The following is a 15088-nucleotide window of genomic DNA, read 5'->3' on the forward strand; positions in this document are numbered from 1 at the left end:
CTCACGGTGACATCGGCCCGCCAGTGTACCGCTTTCGGGGTGGCCATTGTTCGGTGGCGAACCATGCGGCGTCGATGCCTCGCGTACACTACGGTTTTACAAGATCAACTGCCCATGCTTGCCATTCTCGAACGGATCCATCCTGACAGCGACCGGATCGACCTGCTGGTCGACCTGGTCGATTGCCTGCGCCCGCGTCATCGCTGGGTCTGGCAAAAGGAGGACGATCCGGCGCGGCAGGTGCGCACCCTGACCCAACTGCTCAAGGGCAATCCATCGCAGGCCTGGGCCCTGCGGCGCTACCTCACCACCCTGCTCGAGCAGCGCCGCCATACCAGCCTGTACAGCGATATCGGCATCCTGTCCAACGATGGCTTCGTCACCGAACTGAAGCGTCGCGTCAGCTACCGTTTCCTGCCGCCCGCGTTCAACGACCTCTACCTGTCCGATGCGCTCAACCAGGTGCTGTACGACGAGGACGACCACGTCTGGATCCGGGCGGTGCCGAACAGCGACTGGATGGTGCTGTTCGATGTCATCGCGAATGCGCCGCCGCCCCAGGACACGGCCCCGGACCGGGCCCGCTACGTCACCCTGATGGGCCTGCTCGACGCGATCCGCACCCTGTCCTGCCGCATCTGCGCGCTTGGCCTGGAGCCGCGCCTGGTCCACAGCTACGGCGAGATCGAGGAATTCGACTCGCCCTTCCTGATGCAGAACATCGAGGTCAACCACTACCTGGACGAATACGCGCGCTACCTCGACGGCAAGATCGCACAGCCGGAACCGGCCCGCCACCTGCTGGTGATGCTCGACCAGTGCGAGGCGGTGGTGCTGCGGATCCGGCGCAGCGCGCTGGCCAGCGGCACCAGCGTGGCCCTGACCTATCTGCTGGTGGCCCTGCACCAGAGCATCGACCGCCTGCACAAGCTGCTCTACCTGGTGGATGTCAGCGGCGAGCTGCCAAGCGCGTCCACGGTCGACCTGGAGGAAGTGGCCAACCGCAGCGCCAATCCGGGCAGTCCGGTGGCCAGCGCGCGGCGCCTGGCGGCGATCGCCCTCGCCGAGGAATTGATCGAAGCACACAACACGAAATACCAGGTGCGCGGCCTGCTGCGCGACAATGTCGATCTGCTAGCCCGCAACGTCACCGAGAACGCCAGCCGCACCGGCGAGCACTACATCGCCGAAACCCGGCGCGACCTGCGTCACATGCTGGTGGCGGCCTCGGGTGCCGGCTTCATCGTCGGATTCATGGCGATGTTCAAGATCATGCTGGGCTACCTGCGCACCGCGCCCCTGGTCGAGGCCTTCCTGTTCAGCATGAATTATTCGCTGGGCTTCATCCTCATCTACGTCCTGCATTTCACGGTGGCCACCAAGCAGCCGGCCATGACGGCCCAGCACATCGCGGCCTCGCTGCACAAGGCCGACAACGGGCGCGGACTGGATGTGGATAGCCTGGCAGACCTTGTCACCAAGGTATTTCGTACCCAGATAGTAGCTGTGCTCGGCAACGTGCTGCTGGCCTTCCCGGTGGCCTGGGCGATCGCGGTGGGCTACAAGGCCATCAACGGCAACCACATCGTCGATCCGGCCAAGGCGCACCACCTGCTGGCCGACGTCGATCCGCTGCACAGCCTGGCCCTGTTCTACGCGGGCATCGCCGGCATCTGGCTGTTCGTGGCGGGACTGATCTCCGGCTACTACGACAACAAGGCGCTGTACACCCGCATGGGGCAGCGTGTGCGCCAGCTGCGCCGCCTGCGCCGCCTGCTCGGCGAAGAGCGCCTGGGCCGTTTTGCCGACTATATCGAGGACAACCTGGGTGGCCTGATGGGTAACTTCTTCTTCGGCATCATGCTGGGCATGACGGGCACCGTCGGTTACCTGCTCGGCCTGCCGCTCGACATCCGTCACGTCACCTTCTCCACGGCCAACCTGGCCACGGCCCTGGTCGGCCTCGACTACGCGCTGCCGCTGGAAGACGTCGCCATCGCCGGCGCCGGCGTCCTGCTGATCGGCGCCGTCAACCTCCTGGTCAGTTTCGGCCTGGCGCTGTGGGTGGCGATGCGCGCCCGCAAGATCCGCTTCAAGCGCGGCATCCTGCTGGTGCAGGCGCTGGGGCGCCGCCTGCTGGCCTCGCCCATCGATTTCTTCCTCGGCCCGAAGACCCGTCCTCCCACCCTGGTCCAGGACGACCCTAGCAGCGAACTCATCGTGAAGGACACGAAATGAAGAACAAGCGCCTAAGCACTTTCCTGGCCTTCCTGGCCTTTGTCTGCGTGGTCGCCTCATGCAAGAGCCTGCCCGACGCGAGCGACCTGCCGGACAGCGCGCACAAGGCGGTGCCGACGGTGGCCACGCCGCGCGGCATGCTGCAGCCGAAGCAGGCGGCCCAGCTGCTGGCCAAGCGCTGGGCAAACGCCTCGCCCGACCTGAAGCAGCTGGCGCTGCTGGAAGAACAGGCCACCGGCGCCCCGCTCATTCCCGGCAACAAGGTGACCCTGCTGTTCGACGGCCCGGCCACCATGCGCGAGATGATGGCGGCGGCGCGCGAGGCGAAGTCCTCGATCAACCTGGAAACCTATATCTTCGACCGCGATCCGATCGGCCTGCAGTTCGCCGAACTGCTGGCGGAAAAGCGGCGCCAGGGCGTGATCGTCAACATCATCGCCGACGGTGTCGGCACCCTGGCCACGCCCAAGGAATTCTTCGAGCGCATGCGCGCCGCCGGAATCAATGTCCTGATCTTCAATCCGGTCGATCCGACCAAGCGCCCCGGCAACTGGCAGCTGAACAACCGCGACCACCGCAAGATCATGGTGGTCGACGGCCGGGTCGGTTTTACTGGCGGCATCAACATCAGCGAGACCTATGCCAACAGCTCGCTGTTCCGTTCGCGCAAGAAGCCGGAAACGGTGGACAGCGAGCAAGTGGGCTGGCGCGACACCCACATCCGCATCGAAGGCCCGGCCGTGGCCGCGCTACAGTACGCCTTCATCGACAACTGGGTGCGCCAGGATGCCGGCGAGCTGCCGCAGGCCGACTACTTCCCGCGCCTGGCCCCGGTCGGCGACAAGGTGATGCGGGTGCTGGCCACCACGCCGGACCGCGATTCCGAGATCTACAAATCGCTGATGGTGGCGATGAACGAGGCCAAGAAGTCGATCCACATCACCTCCGCCTACTTCGTGCCGGACCAGCAGATCGTCGATTCGCTGAAGGCGGCCGCGCAGCGCGGCGTCGACGTCAAGCTGGTCCTGCCGGGGGTGTCGGACCACGACCTGATCAAGCACGCCGGGCAGGCCTTCTATGATGAACTGCTCCAGGGCGGGGTCAAGATCTACCAGCTGCAGGTGGCCGTGCTGCACGCCAAGACGGCCGTCATCGACGGTATCTGGTCGACCATCGGCTCGGCCAACATCGACCGCCGCAGCTTCATCCACAATTACGAGCTGAACGTGGTGGTGCTGGACCCGGCCTTTGGCCAGGACATGGAAAACGCCTTCAACGAAGACCTGCGCAGCTCGAAGCAGGTGACGCTGGAAGGGTGGCGCGACCGGCCCTGGAAGGACCGGCTCCGCGAATTCATGGGCCGCCTGGCCGAATACTGGATCTAGGCCGGCCTTCCTGCGCCTACAGGCCGGCGGCCAGCAGGCCGTCGTTGTGCGGGGTCCAGACGTTGCCAGCGCGCAGGAACTTGTCGGTGTCGGCCACGTCGAAGCGGCCGTGCACCACATCCCAGCCGTAGCGGTCGACCTCGACCCGGTCCGGCGTGACCCGCAGCACATTGAAGGAATTGACTTCGCCACGTCCGCGGGTCGAGGTCGCCGTCCCAGCCTGGATCACCAGCGCCGCGTATTCGCTGATCTCGTAGCGCGCGGCCGTGCTGCCAGCGTGGCTGGCGTGCATGTGGCCGCCCATCAGGATGTCGATGCCGCATTCGGAAAAGGCCCGCATCGCGCGTCCGGCCCGGTTGACCAGGTCGCGCTCCTCGAAGTGGTCCGGCAGGTCGAAGGGGTGGTGGGCTACCACGATGCGCGTCACCGAGGCCGGCAGGCCGGTCAGGCGCGCGCGTACCGCCGCCAGCTGCTCGCGGCTCACGCGGCCATCCTTGATGGTCAGCGAGCGCGCGGTATTGACGCCGACCACCGCGATCTCCTCGTCGATGTAGACCGGCTCGAGCTCGTCGGTGATGTAGCGCCGGTAGCGCTCGAGCGGCTTCACGAAGCGTCGGAACACGTTGTACAGCGAGATGTCATGGTTGCCGGGCACGATGATCTGCGGTCCGGGCAGGGTGTCGAGGAAGGCGCGCGCTTCCTCGAACTGTTCCGGCCGGGCACGCTGGGTCAGGTCGCCCGAGACCACCAGCACGTCCGGTGCGATGCGCTCGACCAGCTCGCGCAGCGGCGCCAGCAGGCGGTGGTCGACCCGCCCGAAATGCAGGTCCGACAGGTGTACCAGGGTGCGCATCCATTCTCCTTTCTCAGCGTGGGCTGTCCTCCGGCACGGCGGCGCCTGCACGCCCGGCAAGGTCCGGGCGCCGGCGCGCGAGGATGGCAACGCCGCTGAGGCAGAGCGCCAGCCAGGCGCAGCCCTCGGCCAGCCCGGCCACGACGTCGGACAAATAATGGACTCCAAGATACATCCTCGAGAAGGAGACCGTCGCCACCATGGCCAGCGCCAGCACGAAGGGCAGCACCCGGCCCGCCCGCGAGCGCGCCTGGCGCGCCGCATAGCAGGCCAGCACGCCGTACAGGACGGTCGCGCCGAGCGCATGGCCACTGGGGAAGCTGTAGGTAGCCAGCTCCAGCAGCGGCTCGGCGAACTGCGGCCGGACGCGCGCGAACATCTGCTTGAGCAGCGCGTTCAGCAACTGGCCGCCGGGTACCGCGGCCACCAGCGCCAGGATCCAGTAGCGCTGTCCCTGGCGATACAGCCAGATCGCGGCGACAAGCGCCAGCGCCAGGATGCCCGGGGTGCTGTGCACATGGGTCAGCAGGAGCAGCGCCGCGCGCAGGCCGCCGTTGGCGTGGGCATGCACGTGCAGCCACTGCGCGGCATGCGCATCCAGCAGCGTGATCGGCGCGCCGGTGGTCACCGCGAGCGCCAGGCACGCGAACACGGTGCTGGAGAACAGCAGGACCGCCAGGGCGGCGCGCGGGTGGAAGGCGGGTTCGCCTGCGGATCGGGAAGCGGTATGCAGGGTGGAGGAAGTCGGCATGGGTCCTTGGTCGGGGGTTGCAAAGCGCATCTGGTGGTGCTTGGCGAAAAAACCACAGCGCAAAAAAATTACTGTACATCCACACAGTAACTGTAGATTTATACAGTGGTTATGCTATTCTTTACTCACTCCAACGATTTTAATAAAAGGAAAACACCATGACCACTCTGAACAGCTCTTTCGGCCTGGAATATGCACCTGTCCCTTTTATGCTGCGCATCGGTCGCCGCGAAGTCCTGATCACCCGTGATTTCCGCAAGCGTTTCTATGCCGTGAATCCGGTCATCGAATGCGATACGGGTGTCGAGCCCGGCCATATCGAAATCCTGCTGCTGCGCCGTTGGCTGCTGATCCTCTCGAAGGCGCACTGAGCGTCAACCCGTGCTCCATTGCGCGCCATAAAAAACGCATATTGTTAAGCGAATAAATTCGTTCCTTCAGGCGGAGCCCGGCCGTACGCTAGAGGCTCCACACTGCTCCTGAAAGAACGACATGCTTCGCAAGACCTTCCTGCATTCGCTGGCGGCCCTGAGCCTGCTGGTCCCCCTGTTGAACGGTTCCGCCGCCGCCGCGGACCTCACCCTGCTCAACGTCTCCTACGACCCGACCCGCGAACTCTACCAGGACGTGGACGCCGCCTTCTCGCGCTACTGGAAGGCGAAGACGGGCGACAAGGTCACCGTCAAGCAGTCGCACGGCGGCTCCGGCAAGCAGGCGCGCGCCGTGATCGACGGCCTGCCGGCAGACGTGGTGACCCTGGCCCTGGCCTACGACATCGACGCCATCAGCGCGCGCGGCCTGATCGCGCCCGGCTGGGAGAAACGCCTGGCCTATCGCAGCGCCCCCTACACCTCGACCATCGTGTTCCTGGTCCGCAAGGGCAATCCGAAAGGCATCCGCGACTGGGGCGACCTGGTCAAGCCGGGCGTGTCGGTGATCACGCCGAACCCGAAGACCTCGGGCGGCGCGCGCTGGAACCACCTGGCGGCCTATGGCTACGCGCTGCGCCAGCCGGGCGGCTCGCCGGCCACCGCCAGGGATTACCTGAGCAAGCTGTACAGGAACGTGCCGGTGCTCGACTCGGGCGCGCGCGGCGCCACCACGACCTTCGTGGAACGCGGCATCGGCGACGTGCTGCTGGCCTGGGAAAACGAAGCCCTGCTGGCCTTGCGCGAACTGGGCCCGGGCAAATTCGAGATCGTCGCGCCTTCGCTCAGCATCCTGGCCGAGCCGCCGGTGGCCGTGGTCGACAGGACGGTCGACAAGCGCGGCACCCGCAAGCTGGCCCAGGCCTACCTGGAATTCCTGTACAGCGATGAAGGCCAGGACATCGTCGCCAGGAATTACTACCGTCCCGCGGTGGAGCGCCATGCGAAGAAGTATGCGTCGCAGTTCCCGAACATCAAACTGTTCCCGATTACCGAGCTCGGCGGCTGGACCCAGGCCCAGCAAGCGCATTTCGCCGACGGCGGCCTGTTCGACCAACTCTACCAGCCGGGCAAGTAGGCCGCGCCGGCAGCAGGCGGCCTCTACGCGCCCGGCAGCTTCCACTGCGGCCCTGCTTCCTGCAGGCCGCAATAGGCGGCGATGCGGCCGGCCACGGTGCGGGCACCGTTTTCGTCCAGGCCGGCCCCGAAGCGGTAGCAGCCGTCCGCGGTCCCGATCTCGATCAGTCCCGGCCCGACGCCGAGCGCGGCGAACTTGCCTTCGGACGAGGTCGGCTCCGGCACCGGACAGACGCGCAGCGTGCGCACGCAGCCGGCTTCCAGCACCAGCATTTCCTCGCTTCCTTCGGCCCAGTCTTCGGGCCGGTCCCGGTACAGGTACAGCGTGTCGCGCACGCACAGGTTGCGGTAGACCAGCGCCGCCAGTGCTGTCCCAAACAGGACCATGACCCAGGCCGTGAACCAGGAAAAGCCCTCCGGGTCGTTCACCAGCTTCGCGCCCGCCATGGCCAGCACCCCGAAGGCCGCGCAGGAAAGGAGCAGCCCCAGCGGCTCCTTCGGGCGCGGGCAACGGATGTGGAGTGGTTCCGGCGTTATGGGGGCGGGCTGGGTGGGTGGGCTGTGCATGGTCGATGGATGAGCGGCGTCGCCGCTACTCTACGGCCCGCAGCCGCGGGCGGCAAGTCACAACTGTCCGCAAGGCAAGCGAAACCGGCGGATTCGCCAGCCGGGCTAGCATAGCGCCATCCATCCAGGCCTGTCCCTGCGGCCCAGGTCGCGGGCAGCCCTCCTCTTCCATCTTGAAAAGGATCACGTCATGGCAATCAGATTGCGCAAACTTCACGACCAGGTCATGGTCATCACCGGCGCCACCAGCGGCATCGGTCTCACCACGGCGCGCATGGCAGCGGCGCGCGGCGCGCGCCTCGTGCTGGCCGCGCGCAGCAAGGAAGCACTGGCCGAACTGGCCGATGAGTTGCGCGGCAGGGGCGTCGCGGTCGAGACCGTGGCGGCCGACGTCGGCGAGATCGCGGATGTCGAGAAGATTGGCGAGCAGGCCATTGCCCGCTTCGGCCGCATCGACACCTGGGTCAACAATGCCGGCATCTCGGTGTTCGGCCGCCTCGAAGAAGTGGAGCCGGAAGACCATCACCGCCTGTTCCAGACCAATTTCTGGGGTACCGTGAATGGTTCGCTGGAAGCCGCCCGGCGCATGAAGCGCCGCGGTGGCGGCGCCATCATCAACGTCGGCAGCGAGGTGTCGGAGCGCGCGATCCCGATGCAGGGCATGTATGCGGCCTCCAAGCACGCGGTGAAGGGGTTTACCGATGCGCTGCGCATGGAACTGGAGAAGGAGGACGCGCCGCTGCAGGTGACCCTGGTGCGCCCGGCCGCGATCGATACCATGTTCGCGGTGCACGCCCGCAACTACATGGACCGGGAACCGGCGCTGCCGCCGCCGGTGTATGCGCCGGAAGTGGTGGCCGAGACCATCCTGTACTGCGCCGAACATCCGAAGCGTGACGCCTACGCGGGCGGCGCCTCGAAGATGATCGCGGCCGGCGCCAAGCTGATGCCCGCCATGTTCGACCGCTACATGAACGCCAGCATGTTCAAGCAGCAGAAGTCGAGCCGCCCTACCCCGCCGAACCGCCGCGACGCGCTGTACAAGCCCGATCCCGCGACCGAACTGCGCCAGCGCCAGGGCATGCCGCAGAACGTCCATGAGCGCAGCCTGTACACCCAGACCAGTCTGCGCTCCTCGCCCCTGATGACCGCCCTGGTGGGCGGCGGGGCCCTGCTGGCCGCCTTCAGCCTATCGCGGCGGCTTGCTCGTTAGGAACTCGGTATCCTCCTCGGTCAGCGGCAGGTCGGGGATGGACACCACCCGGTCGGTGCCGATGTCGGCGCCGTCCTTCGCCACGCTGTCGCGTCCGGCCGCGGCGCGCTCACCAGTGCCGCCCAGGTCGCTGTCGCCCGAGAAGTCGGCGTCGCCGACGTCCGGCCCGGCGGTGCCGCCCGCGTGGCCCTGCTCCATGTCGGAGGTGGTGCCGCGGTCGAAGTCGAGGGTCTGGTCCGGGTCCAGGCCCTCGGCGAAGCCGGGACCGCCGACCACGTCGCTGCCGGTGTCGGAAATGTCGCTCGGGCCGAGTGCGTCGATACCATGCCCCTTGCCGAGGCTGCGGTCCGGGCCTTCCGGGAAGTTGTCCGGATCGAGTGTGCTTGCGCCTGTCATAAATACCTCCAAAAACGGTGATTGATCTGAACGAATGGCCATGTCAGCCCTGGGAACAGGCTAGCCTGTTTTGCGGGGGCGCGTCGCCCCGGATGCGGGCCGAACGGCTCAGAAGGCGCGCCGCATGCCGAGGTTGATCGCCCCGCCGCCGCCCTCGCGCACGCTGGCATTCCGGATCCCGCTCTGGTGCCGGATGTGGGAATACGCCGCATAGAAATCGAGCTTGCGCGAGACCGCATAGGTGGCGCCGATCGCGACCTGGCGCGCGTCGCGGTCGGCCGGGTCGCGGTCGTTCTTGCGGATGTACGAGGCCAGCAGCGTGGTGGCGCGGCTGATGGGGACGGCCACCCCGGCCAGCACGTCGCGGCTGTCGGTGGACGGCACGGTGGTGATGCCGGCGCCGTACGGGTTGTCCGGGTTGAACAGGGGCGAGCTGCCCCAGCCGCGGCTGGCGCTGTAGGCCGCGTAGGCCGTGCCCCAGCCGAGCCGCAGGTTGGCGGCGACGATCGAATTCTTGGCCGCCATCGTGATGCCGACCTGGTCGTAGCGCGTGACCTTGGCCACGTTGCGGTTCTGGTGCGCCGCGCGCAGCGTGAACGGACCGGCACTGAAGCCGACCGACATGCCCCAGGCGCGCCCCGAGGGCGAGCCGTCGAGGTCGCCCTTGCCCCAGGACGAGCCGGCGCTGAAGTGGCCCGATTCGCTGCGGTAGGTGACGCTGTCGTCGACCCGGCGCAGGGCCGCGGCGCCATTGCCGCTGCCGGCCAGGCCGCCGTGGAAAGGGTCGCCCACGTCGGTGAGCGCCAGGAATTCCAGGCTGTACTGGCGTCCGACGGTCAGCGTCTGCGCAGCCTGGGTGCGCCGCTGTTCCGCCTCGTGCGCCGTCTCCAGCGTGAAGATCGCCGGGATGTCGGTAGTGCGACCGGTACCGGCGGGCACCGGCTTGCAGTCGGCGCTGCAGCCGGTGTGCTGGACCGCCCCGGCATCCGTGGATGCGAACCCGTCCTGGGCCGAGGCGCAAGCCGCGCTCGCTCCGAGCACGGCGCATGCGACGATGGACATCTTCATGGCGACATTCCTCTCTGGCACCATGATTCCCCGCTTTGACGGGCTGATCTGTCTAATACCTCACATAAAACGCGACTTGTACATATGTTTGCCCGTGCCGCACGTGGCAAGCTCGCCGGACATGCGTGGCCGATGGCAAGGGAACCGGGGGCTGGCTCAGCGGATCAGGGCGAGGACGGCATTGCGGCCGGCAAGGCGCGTGCGGGCGCGCGCCGCAATTGCGCGAACGCGGCCGGCTCCCATTCGCGCAAGGCCAGCAGCAGGCCGGTGCCGCGGCGCTGGGGCAGCGGCGCGGCCAGGCTTTCCTCGTGCAGCAGGGCGAAGCGCGCCCGCAGCTGGCGCAGCTCGGCCTGCAGCTTGGCGCGCGCGCTTTCGGTCAGCATGCCGTGCACGAAGTCGAGCGATTCGTCGCCGCGCCCGAAGGCGCTGTCGATGAACTCGGGCATGCCCTGCTCGCGGAAATACTGGCGGATCGGCCCGCCCGGCAGCCAGTCGAAGTCGCGCGCCACGTTCAGGCGGATGCGGTTGGCCGGCAGCAGGGTGATCAGCTTCAGGCGGTCCAGGCGCAGCAGCAGTTGCACGCATTCGGCTTCGCCCAGGCGATAAGCCTGCAGCATCTCGGCCATGGTCCAATGGTTCAGCGCGCACACCGTCACCAGCAGCAGGCGCGCATCCGAGACCAGCTCGCGCTCCTGCGCCGGGCTCAAGGTGCGCAGGCGCTGCTGGCCCTGCCCCGCCTCCTGCGCCAGCTCGGCCAGCGTCAGGCCCAGCAGCGCGCAGACCTCGACCAGGCGCTCGAGCGTAAACTGTTCGCTGGCAAACAGGCGCTTGACGCTCGGCTCGGACAGCTTGAGCGCGGCCGCGACGTCGCGGTAGGTCCTGCCCTGCCGCTTGAGTTCGCGCTTGAGGGTGGCGATGAGTTGGGTGATCTCGGACATGCGGCAGCTGGGCAGTTGACAGGTGCGGCGATGGTAGCAGCCGCCCTGCCCGGCGGGCAAGCCTGCCGGGGACGCTCAGTTGCCGAAATAGCGGCCCGGGCGGTGCCAGGCCATGACCATGCTGCTCATGGCGATCGCACTCAGCGAAGACCAGCCCACCAGTTGCGGCTTCACCATGGCGAGCGCGGCCAGCAGGATCACCGCGTCGATCGCCACCTGGGTACGGCCGGCGTTGATCGCATAGCGCTTCTGCAGCCACAGCGTGACGATGCCGGTGCCGCCCACGCCCGCGCCATGGCGCGCCAGCGCGAGGATGCCCATGCCGCAGAAGGTGCCGCCGCCGAGCGCCGCGACCATCGGATGCACGTGACCGATCACCAGTCCGCTCGGGATCAGCTTCAGCATGGCCATGATCAGGACGCTGCCGGCCAGCGACTTGACGGTGAAACGCGCGCCCATGAACAGGTAGCCGAACAGGAAGAACGGCAGGTTGATGAGCATGAACAGCAGGCCGACCGAATAGCCCGACAGGTAGGACACCAGCAGGGAGATGCCGGCCACGCCACCCGTGATCAGCCCGGCAGCCTGCAGCAGCAGGACGCCCATGACGACGAACAGCACGCCAACGGCAATGCCATACACGTCGTCGAACAGCGTGTGCGGCTCGACCTGCACCGGCCGCGCCGGCCCCGCAGCGGATTGCAGGCGGCCCTGCATCATGGCAGCAGCCCCGCGTGCAAGGCGGACTGGAACATCGGGGAACCGGACAGGAAGCTGCGCTTCATTTTCCTCACAGTTATCAAGAATGACAATGTTGCGCTGACGCACAATCAAGAAAGTCGATGGCGCGGTAAAACGCGGGAATCTGGATGGTACTGCTGTGTACAGCCCGTTATTATTACTCATGTTGCAGCGCAATGTAAGTGCGTGCGCGCGCATGTCGGTCATTCGCACAGCGCATAACTAGTGTTCGCGGGCGGGCACGGGACAAGAGCTGCCCCTGTCCACGATCAAGGTACACGACCGCCACGGCCAATAGAGTTCAGGGTTCATCCCTTGACGATCACGGCCAGCCCATGAACCCTGCGCGCAACACAGCATCCGGACGCGTCACGCTGCCTGAAGGCAGCATCGGCCTGCCACAGGGCTTCGACGACCGGACAACGAACGTTTTCGTTCCCGCCGACCCGCAGCACGCGCCCAACCTGAGCATCACCCGCGACCGCCTCAACGAAGGGGAAAGCCTGCCCGCCTACGTCGACCGCCAGCTGGCGCTGTTGAAGCGCCGCCTGCCCGGCCACAAGCTTCTGGCCCAGGGCGCGGACACGCTGGGCGAGGGAGAGACGGCACTGAGCGGCGAGCGCATCGACTGCCAGTACCGCAACGGCGCCCAGGTCCTGCGCCAGCGCCAGGCGGTGTTCCTGGTCGCCCCGGGCCGGGCCCTGATCGTCAGCGCGACCACGCCGCGCCGGGCCGACGCCGCCTTCGAAGACCTGTGGCGCGGCTTCCTGCGCAGCTTCGCGCATGCGCAGTCCAGCGACGCCGCGGCCGGCTGACAGGTTTCGGCCTTCCTCCCTCTTCCATCACAGCCATGACTGAAGCAGCACGCCTCGGCGACCCCATTGCGCATACCAGTGCGCTGACCGGATTCCTGATCGGCGCGGCGATCGGGATCGCACTCATCGTCGCGGCCGCGCTCACCATCGCCAGCTGCGGCCTGCTCGGCGTCGTGCTGGCCACGCTGGCAGGCCTGGCGGCGCCGGCCATGGCCATGCTCGGTGAAATGATAGGGGGGATGTTTTCCACGCCCTCGGGCGCCATCAGCAGCGGCGCATCGAACGTCTTCGTCAACGGACTGGCCGCTGCCCGCGCCATCGTCGACACCGCCCTGTGCGACAAGCACCCGCCGGTACTGAACATCGCGGAAGGCTCGTCCTCGGTGTACATCAACGGCTTGCCCGCAGCGCGCAAGGCCGATGCGATCACCTGCGGCGCCAGGATCGATGCCGGCTCGCCCGACGTCTACATTGGCGGCGGCACCAACGCGGAACTGCGGCTGCCGGTGGCCGACGAGATCCCGGAATTAATCCGCATGCGCGCCGACCTCGCCTTCACCGTCGCCGCATTCGCGACCGGCTTCGGCGGCATCCTGCGGGCTGGCCTGTCGCGTGCCGTGCTGCCCTGCGCCGCCAAGTACACCGCGGGCTTCGTTGCGGGCGAAGCCATTGGCCGCTACGTGGCCGCGCCGGTCGTCAGCCGTGCGATCGGAGGACTATACGGCCACCCGGTGGAGGTGACGACCGGCCGTAAGGTCCTGCTCGCCGAGGAAGAAGTCGACTTCGTGCTGCCCGGTGCGCTGCCATTCACCTGCAGCCGCTTCTACGCCAGCAACCTCGTGCATGAAGGTAGCCTGGGCCGCGGCTGGGTGCTGCCCTGGGACCTGCGCCTGACGCTGCGCGACGGCAAGGTCTGGCTGAGCGATGGCCAGGGCCGCGAAACCGGCTTCCCTGCCCTGCAGCCCGGGCAGTCGGCCTACAGCGACACCGAGCAGTGCTACCTCGTCCACGCCAGCGACGGCCGCTACATCCTGCACGATCTCAACGATAGCTTCCACGACTTCGGGCCGCTCGGCGGACACGCCGGCGACACCGCATGGTTGCGCCGGGTGGAAGACCGCTGCGGCCAGTGGCACGCCTATACCCGCGATGCGGCGGGCCAGGTGAGCATGATCGACACCAGCGCCGGCCAGCGCTTGGTCCTGCACTACGCCGGCCCATATGCGCGCCTGAGCGGCATCGAGTCCCTCGAAGGCGGCAGCCCGGGCTTCCTGGTGCGCTACGGCTACGACGGGCAGGGCCAGCTCGCGTCGGTGACCGATGCCAACGGCAGCGTGGTACGCCAGTTCGCCTATACCGACGGCCTGATGAGCAGCCATGTCAACGCGCTCGGGTTTCGCTGCAGCTACGCGTGGGAGCAGATCGACCGACAAGCCCGGGTCGCCACCTGCAGCACCAGCGAAGGCGCCCACGCGCGCTTGCGCTACGATCCCGCGGGGCGCCAAACCTGGGTCGACGACGAGCTGGGTCGCCAGGCCCACTGGACCTACGACGAGCAGCACCAGGTCGTCGCATGCACCGACCTGGACGGTGCCGAGTACCACATCGACTACAACGCCAGCGGCCAGCCGGTGGCGCTGCACCTGCCGGGCAAGCGCCGGGTCGCGTTCGAGTATGACGACCTGGGCCGCATCGTCGCCGAAACCGACCCGCTCGGGCGAGTCACCCGCACCGGCTACGACGGCCACAGCCTGCGCGTGGCCGACCTGCGCCTGCCGGACGGCAGCCGCTGGCAGGCGAACTACGACCACTTCGGACGCCTGCTCGCTACCCGCGATCCGCTCGGGCGCAGCGAAGCCTACGAGTACGACGATGCACCCTCCCCGCAGCCGCTGGCGCACATCGACGCGCGCGGCGGCCGCCGGCGCATGGCCTGGGACCTGCGCAGCCTGCTCACCGCCTACACCGACTGTTCCGGCAAGATCACCCGCTACGACTACGACCTTGACGGCCACCTCGTTGCGGTGACGGATGCGCTCGGACACACCACGCGCTACCAGAGACGGCGCACCGGCGAAGCGCTGCAGGTAACGCTGCCGGACGGCAGCACCGAACAATACGCATACGACGCCGCCGGCCTGCTGGTCGAGCACCATGCACGCGGCCGCGTGCAGCGCTGGCTGCGCAACAGCCGCGGCCAGGCGCTCGACGCCACCGACCCGGCCCAGCGCCACCTGCGCTACCGCTACGACAGCCAGGGCCGGCTGGTGGAGCTGGCTACCGACAGCGACACCCGCTACCGTTTTACTTACGACCACGGCGACCGCCTGGCGTGCGAGATCCGTCCGGACGGGGTCGAACGCCATCTGCGCTATGACGGCGTGGGCGAGCTGCGTTCGCTGGAAACGGTCGGCGCTCCGGTTGCCGGTGCGGCGGAGCGCGCACGGCGCAGCACCCGCTTCGAACGCGACAGTATGGGGCGGCTCCTGTCGCAGGCCACGGCCACCGCCTTGACCAGCTATACGTGGGACGACGGCGACCGCCTGCTTGCCGCCGAACGCATTCCGAGCGGCACCGGCACCGCACTGGGTATCAAGCCCGACAGCGTGCGCTTCACC

The 15088-nt window shown here is 67.5% G+C and carries 14 protein-coding genes; 7 read left to right on the forward strand and 7 right to left on the reverse strand.

Going from position 1 to position 15088, the window contains the following annotated elements:
• The first annotated feature begins 114 nt into the window (after positions 1 to 114).
• Both LCI23_RS07525 and cls read left to right on the forward strand, forming a co-directional pair.
• Positions 115 to 2238, forward strand: a complete 2124-nt coding sequence (locus LCI23_RS07525) for a site-specific recombinase (RefSeq protein WP_224945814.1) — start codon at positions 115 to 117, stop codon at positions 2236 to 2238.
• A complete protein-coding gene (gene cls, locus LCI23_RS07530) occupies positions 2235 to 3623 on the forward strand; it encodes a cardiolipin synthase (RefSeq protein WP_224945815.1) in 1389 nt (462 codons plus the stop codon). The genes LCI23_RS07525 and cls overlap by 4 nt, the downstream gene beginning before the upstream one ends.
• Positions 3624 to 3639: 16 nt before the next feature.
• On the opposite strand, the gene LCI23_RS07535 is transcribed toward cls, so the two are convergent.
• Together LCI23_RS07535 and LCI23_RS07540 are read right to left on the reverse strand one after the other, a co-directional pair.
• Positions 3640 to 4476, reverse strand: a complete 837-nt coding sequence (locus tag LCI23_RS07535) for a metallophosphoesterase (protein ID WP_224945816.1) — start codon at positions 4474 to 4476, stop codon at positions 3640 to 3642.
• 13 nt (positions 4477 to 4489) lie between these two features.
• Entirely contained in the window at positions 4490 to 5227 is a 738-nt protein-coding gene (locus LCI23_RS07540) for a phosphatase PAP2 family protein (RefSeq protein ID WP_224945817.1), read from the reverse strand.
• A 158-nt stretch (positions 5228 to 5385) separates the two neighbouring features.
• Between LCI23_RS07540 and LCI23_RS07545 the strand changes: the two genes are divergently transcribed.
• Entirely contained in the window at positions 5386 to 5598 is a 213-nt protein-coding gene (locus LCI23_RS07545) for a hypothetical protein (protein ID WP_224945818.1), read from the forward strand.
• Positions 5599 to 5719: 121 nt separating this feature from the next.
• Entirely contained in the window at positions 5720 to 6733 is a 1014-nt protein-coding gene (locus LCI23_RS07550; RefSeq protein WP_224945819.1) for a sulfate ABC transporter substrate-binding protein, read from the forward strand.
• A 23-nt stretch (positions 6734 to 6756) separates the two neighbouring features.
• Here LCI23_RS07550 and LCI23_RS07555 read toward each other — a convergent pair whose 3' ends face one another.
• Positions 6757 to 7299 (reverse strand): hypothetical protein, encoded by a 543-nt coding sequence (locus LCI23_RS07555; protein WP_224945820.1) that lies wholly within the window; start codon positions 7297 to 7299, stop codon positions 6757 to 6759.
• A 190-nt stretch (positions 7300 to 7489) separates the two neighbouring features.
• Here LCI23_RS07555 and LCI23_RS07560 point away from each other — a divergent pair, with 190 nt between their 5' ends.
• A complete protein-coding gene (locus LCI23_RS07560) occupies positions 7490 to 8512 on the forward strand; it encodes an SDR family oxidoreductase (RefSeq protein ID WP_224945821.1) in 1023 nt (340 codons plus the stop codon).
• Here the strand turns inward: LCI23_RS07560 and LCI23_RS07565 are convergent.
• The 4 genes from LCI23_RS07565 to LCI23_RS07580 form a co-directional block, all read right to left on the reverse strand.
• A complete protein-coding gene (locus tag LCI23_RS07565) occupies positions 8489 to 8908 on the reverse strand; it encodes a hypothetical protein (protein ID WP_224945822.1) in 420 nt (139 codons plus the stop codon). The two genes, LCI23_RS07560 and LCI23_RS07565, sit on opposite strands and share 24 nt — an antisense overlap.
• 108 nt (positions 8909 to 9016) lie before the next feature.
• Entirely contained in the window at positions 9017 to 9976 is a 960-nt protein-coding gene (locus tag LCI23_RS07570; protein WP_224945823.1) for a porin, read from the reverse strand.
• 164 nt (positions 9977 to 10140) lie between these two features.
• Entirely contained in the window at positions 10141 to 10914 is a 774-nt protein-coding gene (locus LCI23_RS07575) for a helix-turn-helix transcriptional regulator (RefSeq protein WP_224945824.1), read from the reverse strand.
• 75 nt (positions 10915 to 10989) lie between these two features.
• Positions 10990 to 11634: a YitT family protein gene (locus LCI23_RS07580; protein ID WP_224945825.1), complete on the reverse strand. Its 645-nt coding sequence runs from the start codon at positions 11632 to 11634 to the stop codon at positions 10990 to 10992.
• Positions 11635 to 11990: 356 nt separating this feature from the next.
• Between LCI23_RS07580 and LCI23_RS07585 the strand changes: the two genes are divergently transcribed.
• Both LCI23_RS07585 and LCI23_RS07590 read left to right on the forward strand, forming a co-directional pair.
• Positions 11991 to 12470, forward strand: a complete 480-nt coding sequence (locus LCI23_RS07585) for a DUF1795 domain-containing protein (protein WP_224945826.1) — start codon at positions 11991 to 11993, stop codon at positions 12468 to 12470.
• 35 nt (positions 12471 to 12505) lie between these two features.
• Positions 12506 to 15088: DUF6531 domain-containing protein (locus LCI23_RS07590; RefSeq protein ID WP_224945827.1), on the forward strand; the 2583-nt coding region annotated here is incomplete at its 3' end.

The organism is Massilia sp. MS-15, assembly GCF_020176695.1.
GTDB lineage: Bacteria > Pseudomonadota > Gammaproteobacteria > Burkholderiales > Burkholderiaceae_D > Telluria > Telluria hydrophila.

Excerpts from the sequence above, each read along its gene's own strand:
- LCI23_RS07565 (WP_224945822.1), bottom strand. The coding sequence starts at position 8,908 with ATGACAGGCGCAAGCACACTCGATCCGGACAACTTCCCGGAAGGCCCG.
- cls (WP_224945815.1), top strand. The coding sequence starts at position 2,235 with ATGAAGAACAAGCGCCTAAGCACTTTCCTGGCCTTCCTGGCCTTTGTC.
- LCI23_RS07555 (WP_224945820.1), bottom strand. The coding sequence starts at position 7,299 with ATGCACAGCCCACCCACCCAGCCCGCCCCCATAACGCCGGAACCACTC.
- LCI23_RS07575 (WP_224945824.1), bottom strand. The coding sequence starts at position 10,914 with ATGTCCGAGATCACCCAACTCATCGCCACCCTCAAGCGCGAACTCAAG.
- LCI23_RS07525 (WP_224945814.1), top strand. The coding sequence starts at position 115 with ATGCTTGCCATTCTCGAACGGATCCATCCTGACAGCGACCGGATCGAC.
- LCI23_RS07585 (WP_224945826.1), top strand. The coding sequence starts at position 11,991 with ATGAACCCTGCGCGCAACACAGCATCCGGACGCGTCACGCTGCCTGAA.
- LCI23_RS07560 (WP_224945821.1), top strand. The coding sequence starts at position 7,490 with ATGGCAATCAGATTGCGCAAACTTCACGACCAGGTCATGGTCATCACC.
- LCI23_RS07545 (WP_224945818.1), top strand. The coding sequence starts at position 5,386 with ATGACCACTCTGAACAGCTCTTTCGGCCTGGAATATGCACCTGTCCCT.
- LCI23_RS07535 (WP_224945816.1), bottom strand. The coding sequence starts at position 4,476 with ATGCGCACCCTGGTACACCTGTCGGACCTGCATTTCGGGCGGGTCGAC.
- LCI23_RS07550 (WP_224945819.1), top strand. The coding sequence starts at position 5,720 with ATGCTTCGCAAGACCTTCCTGCATTCGCTGGCGGCCCTGAGCCTGCTG.
- LCI23_RS07540 (WP_224945817.1), bottom strand. The coding sequence starts at position 5,227 with ATGCCGACTTCCTCCACCCTGCATACCGCTTCCCGATCCGCAGGCGAA.
- LCI23_RS07580 (WP_224945825.1), bottom strand. The coding sequence starts at position 11,634 with ATGATGCAGGGCCGCCTGCAATCCGCTGCGGGGCCGGCGCGGCCGGTG.
- LCI23_RS07570 (WP_224945823.1), bottom strand. The coding sequence starts at position 9,976 with ATGAAGATGTCCATCGTCGCATGCGCCGTGCTCGGAGCGAGCGCGGCT.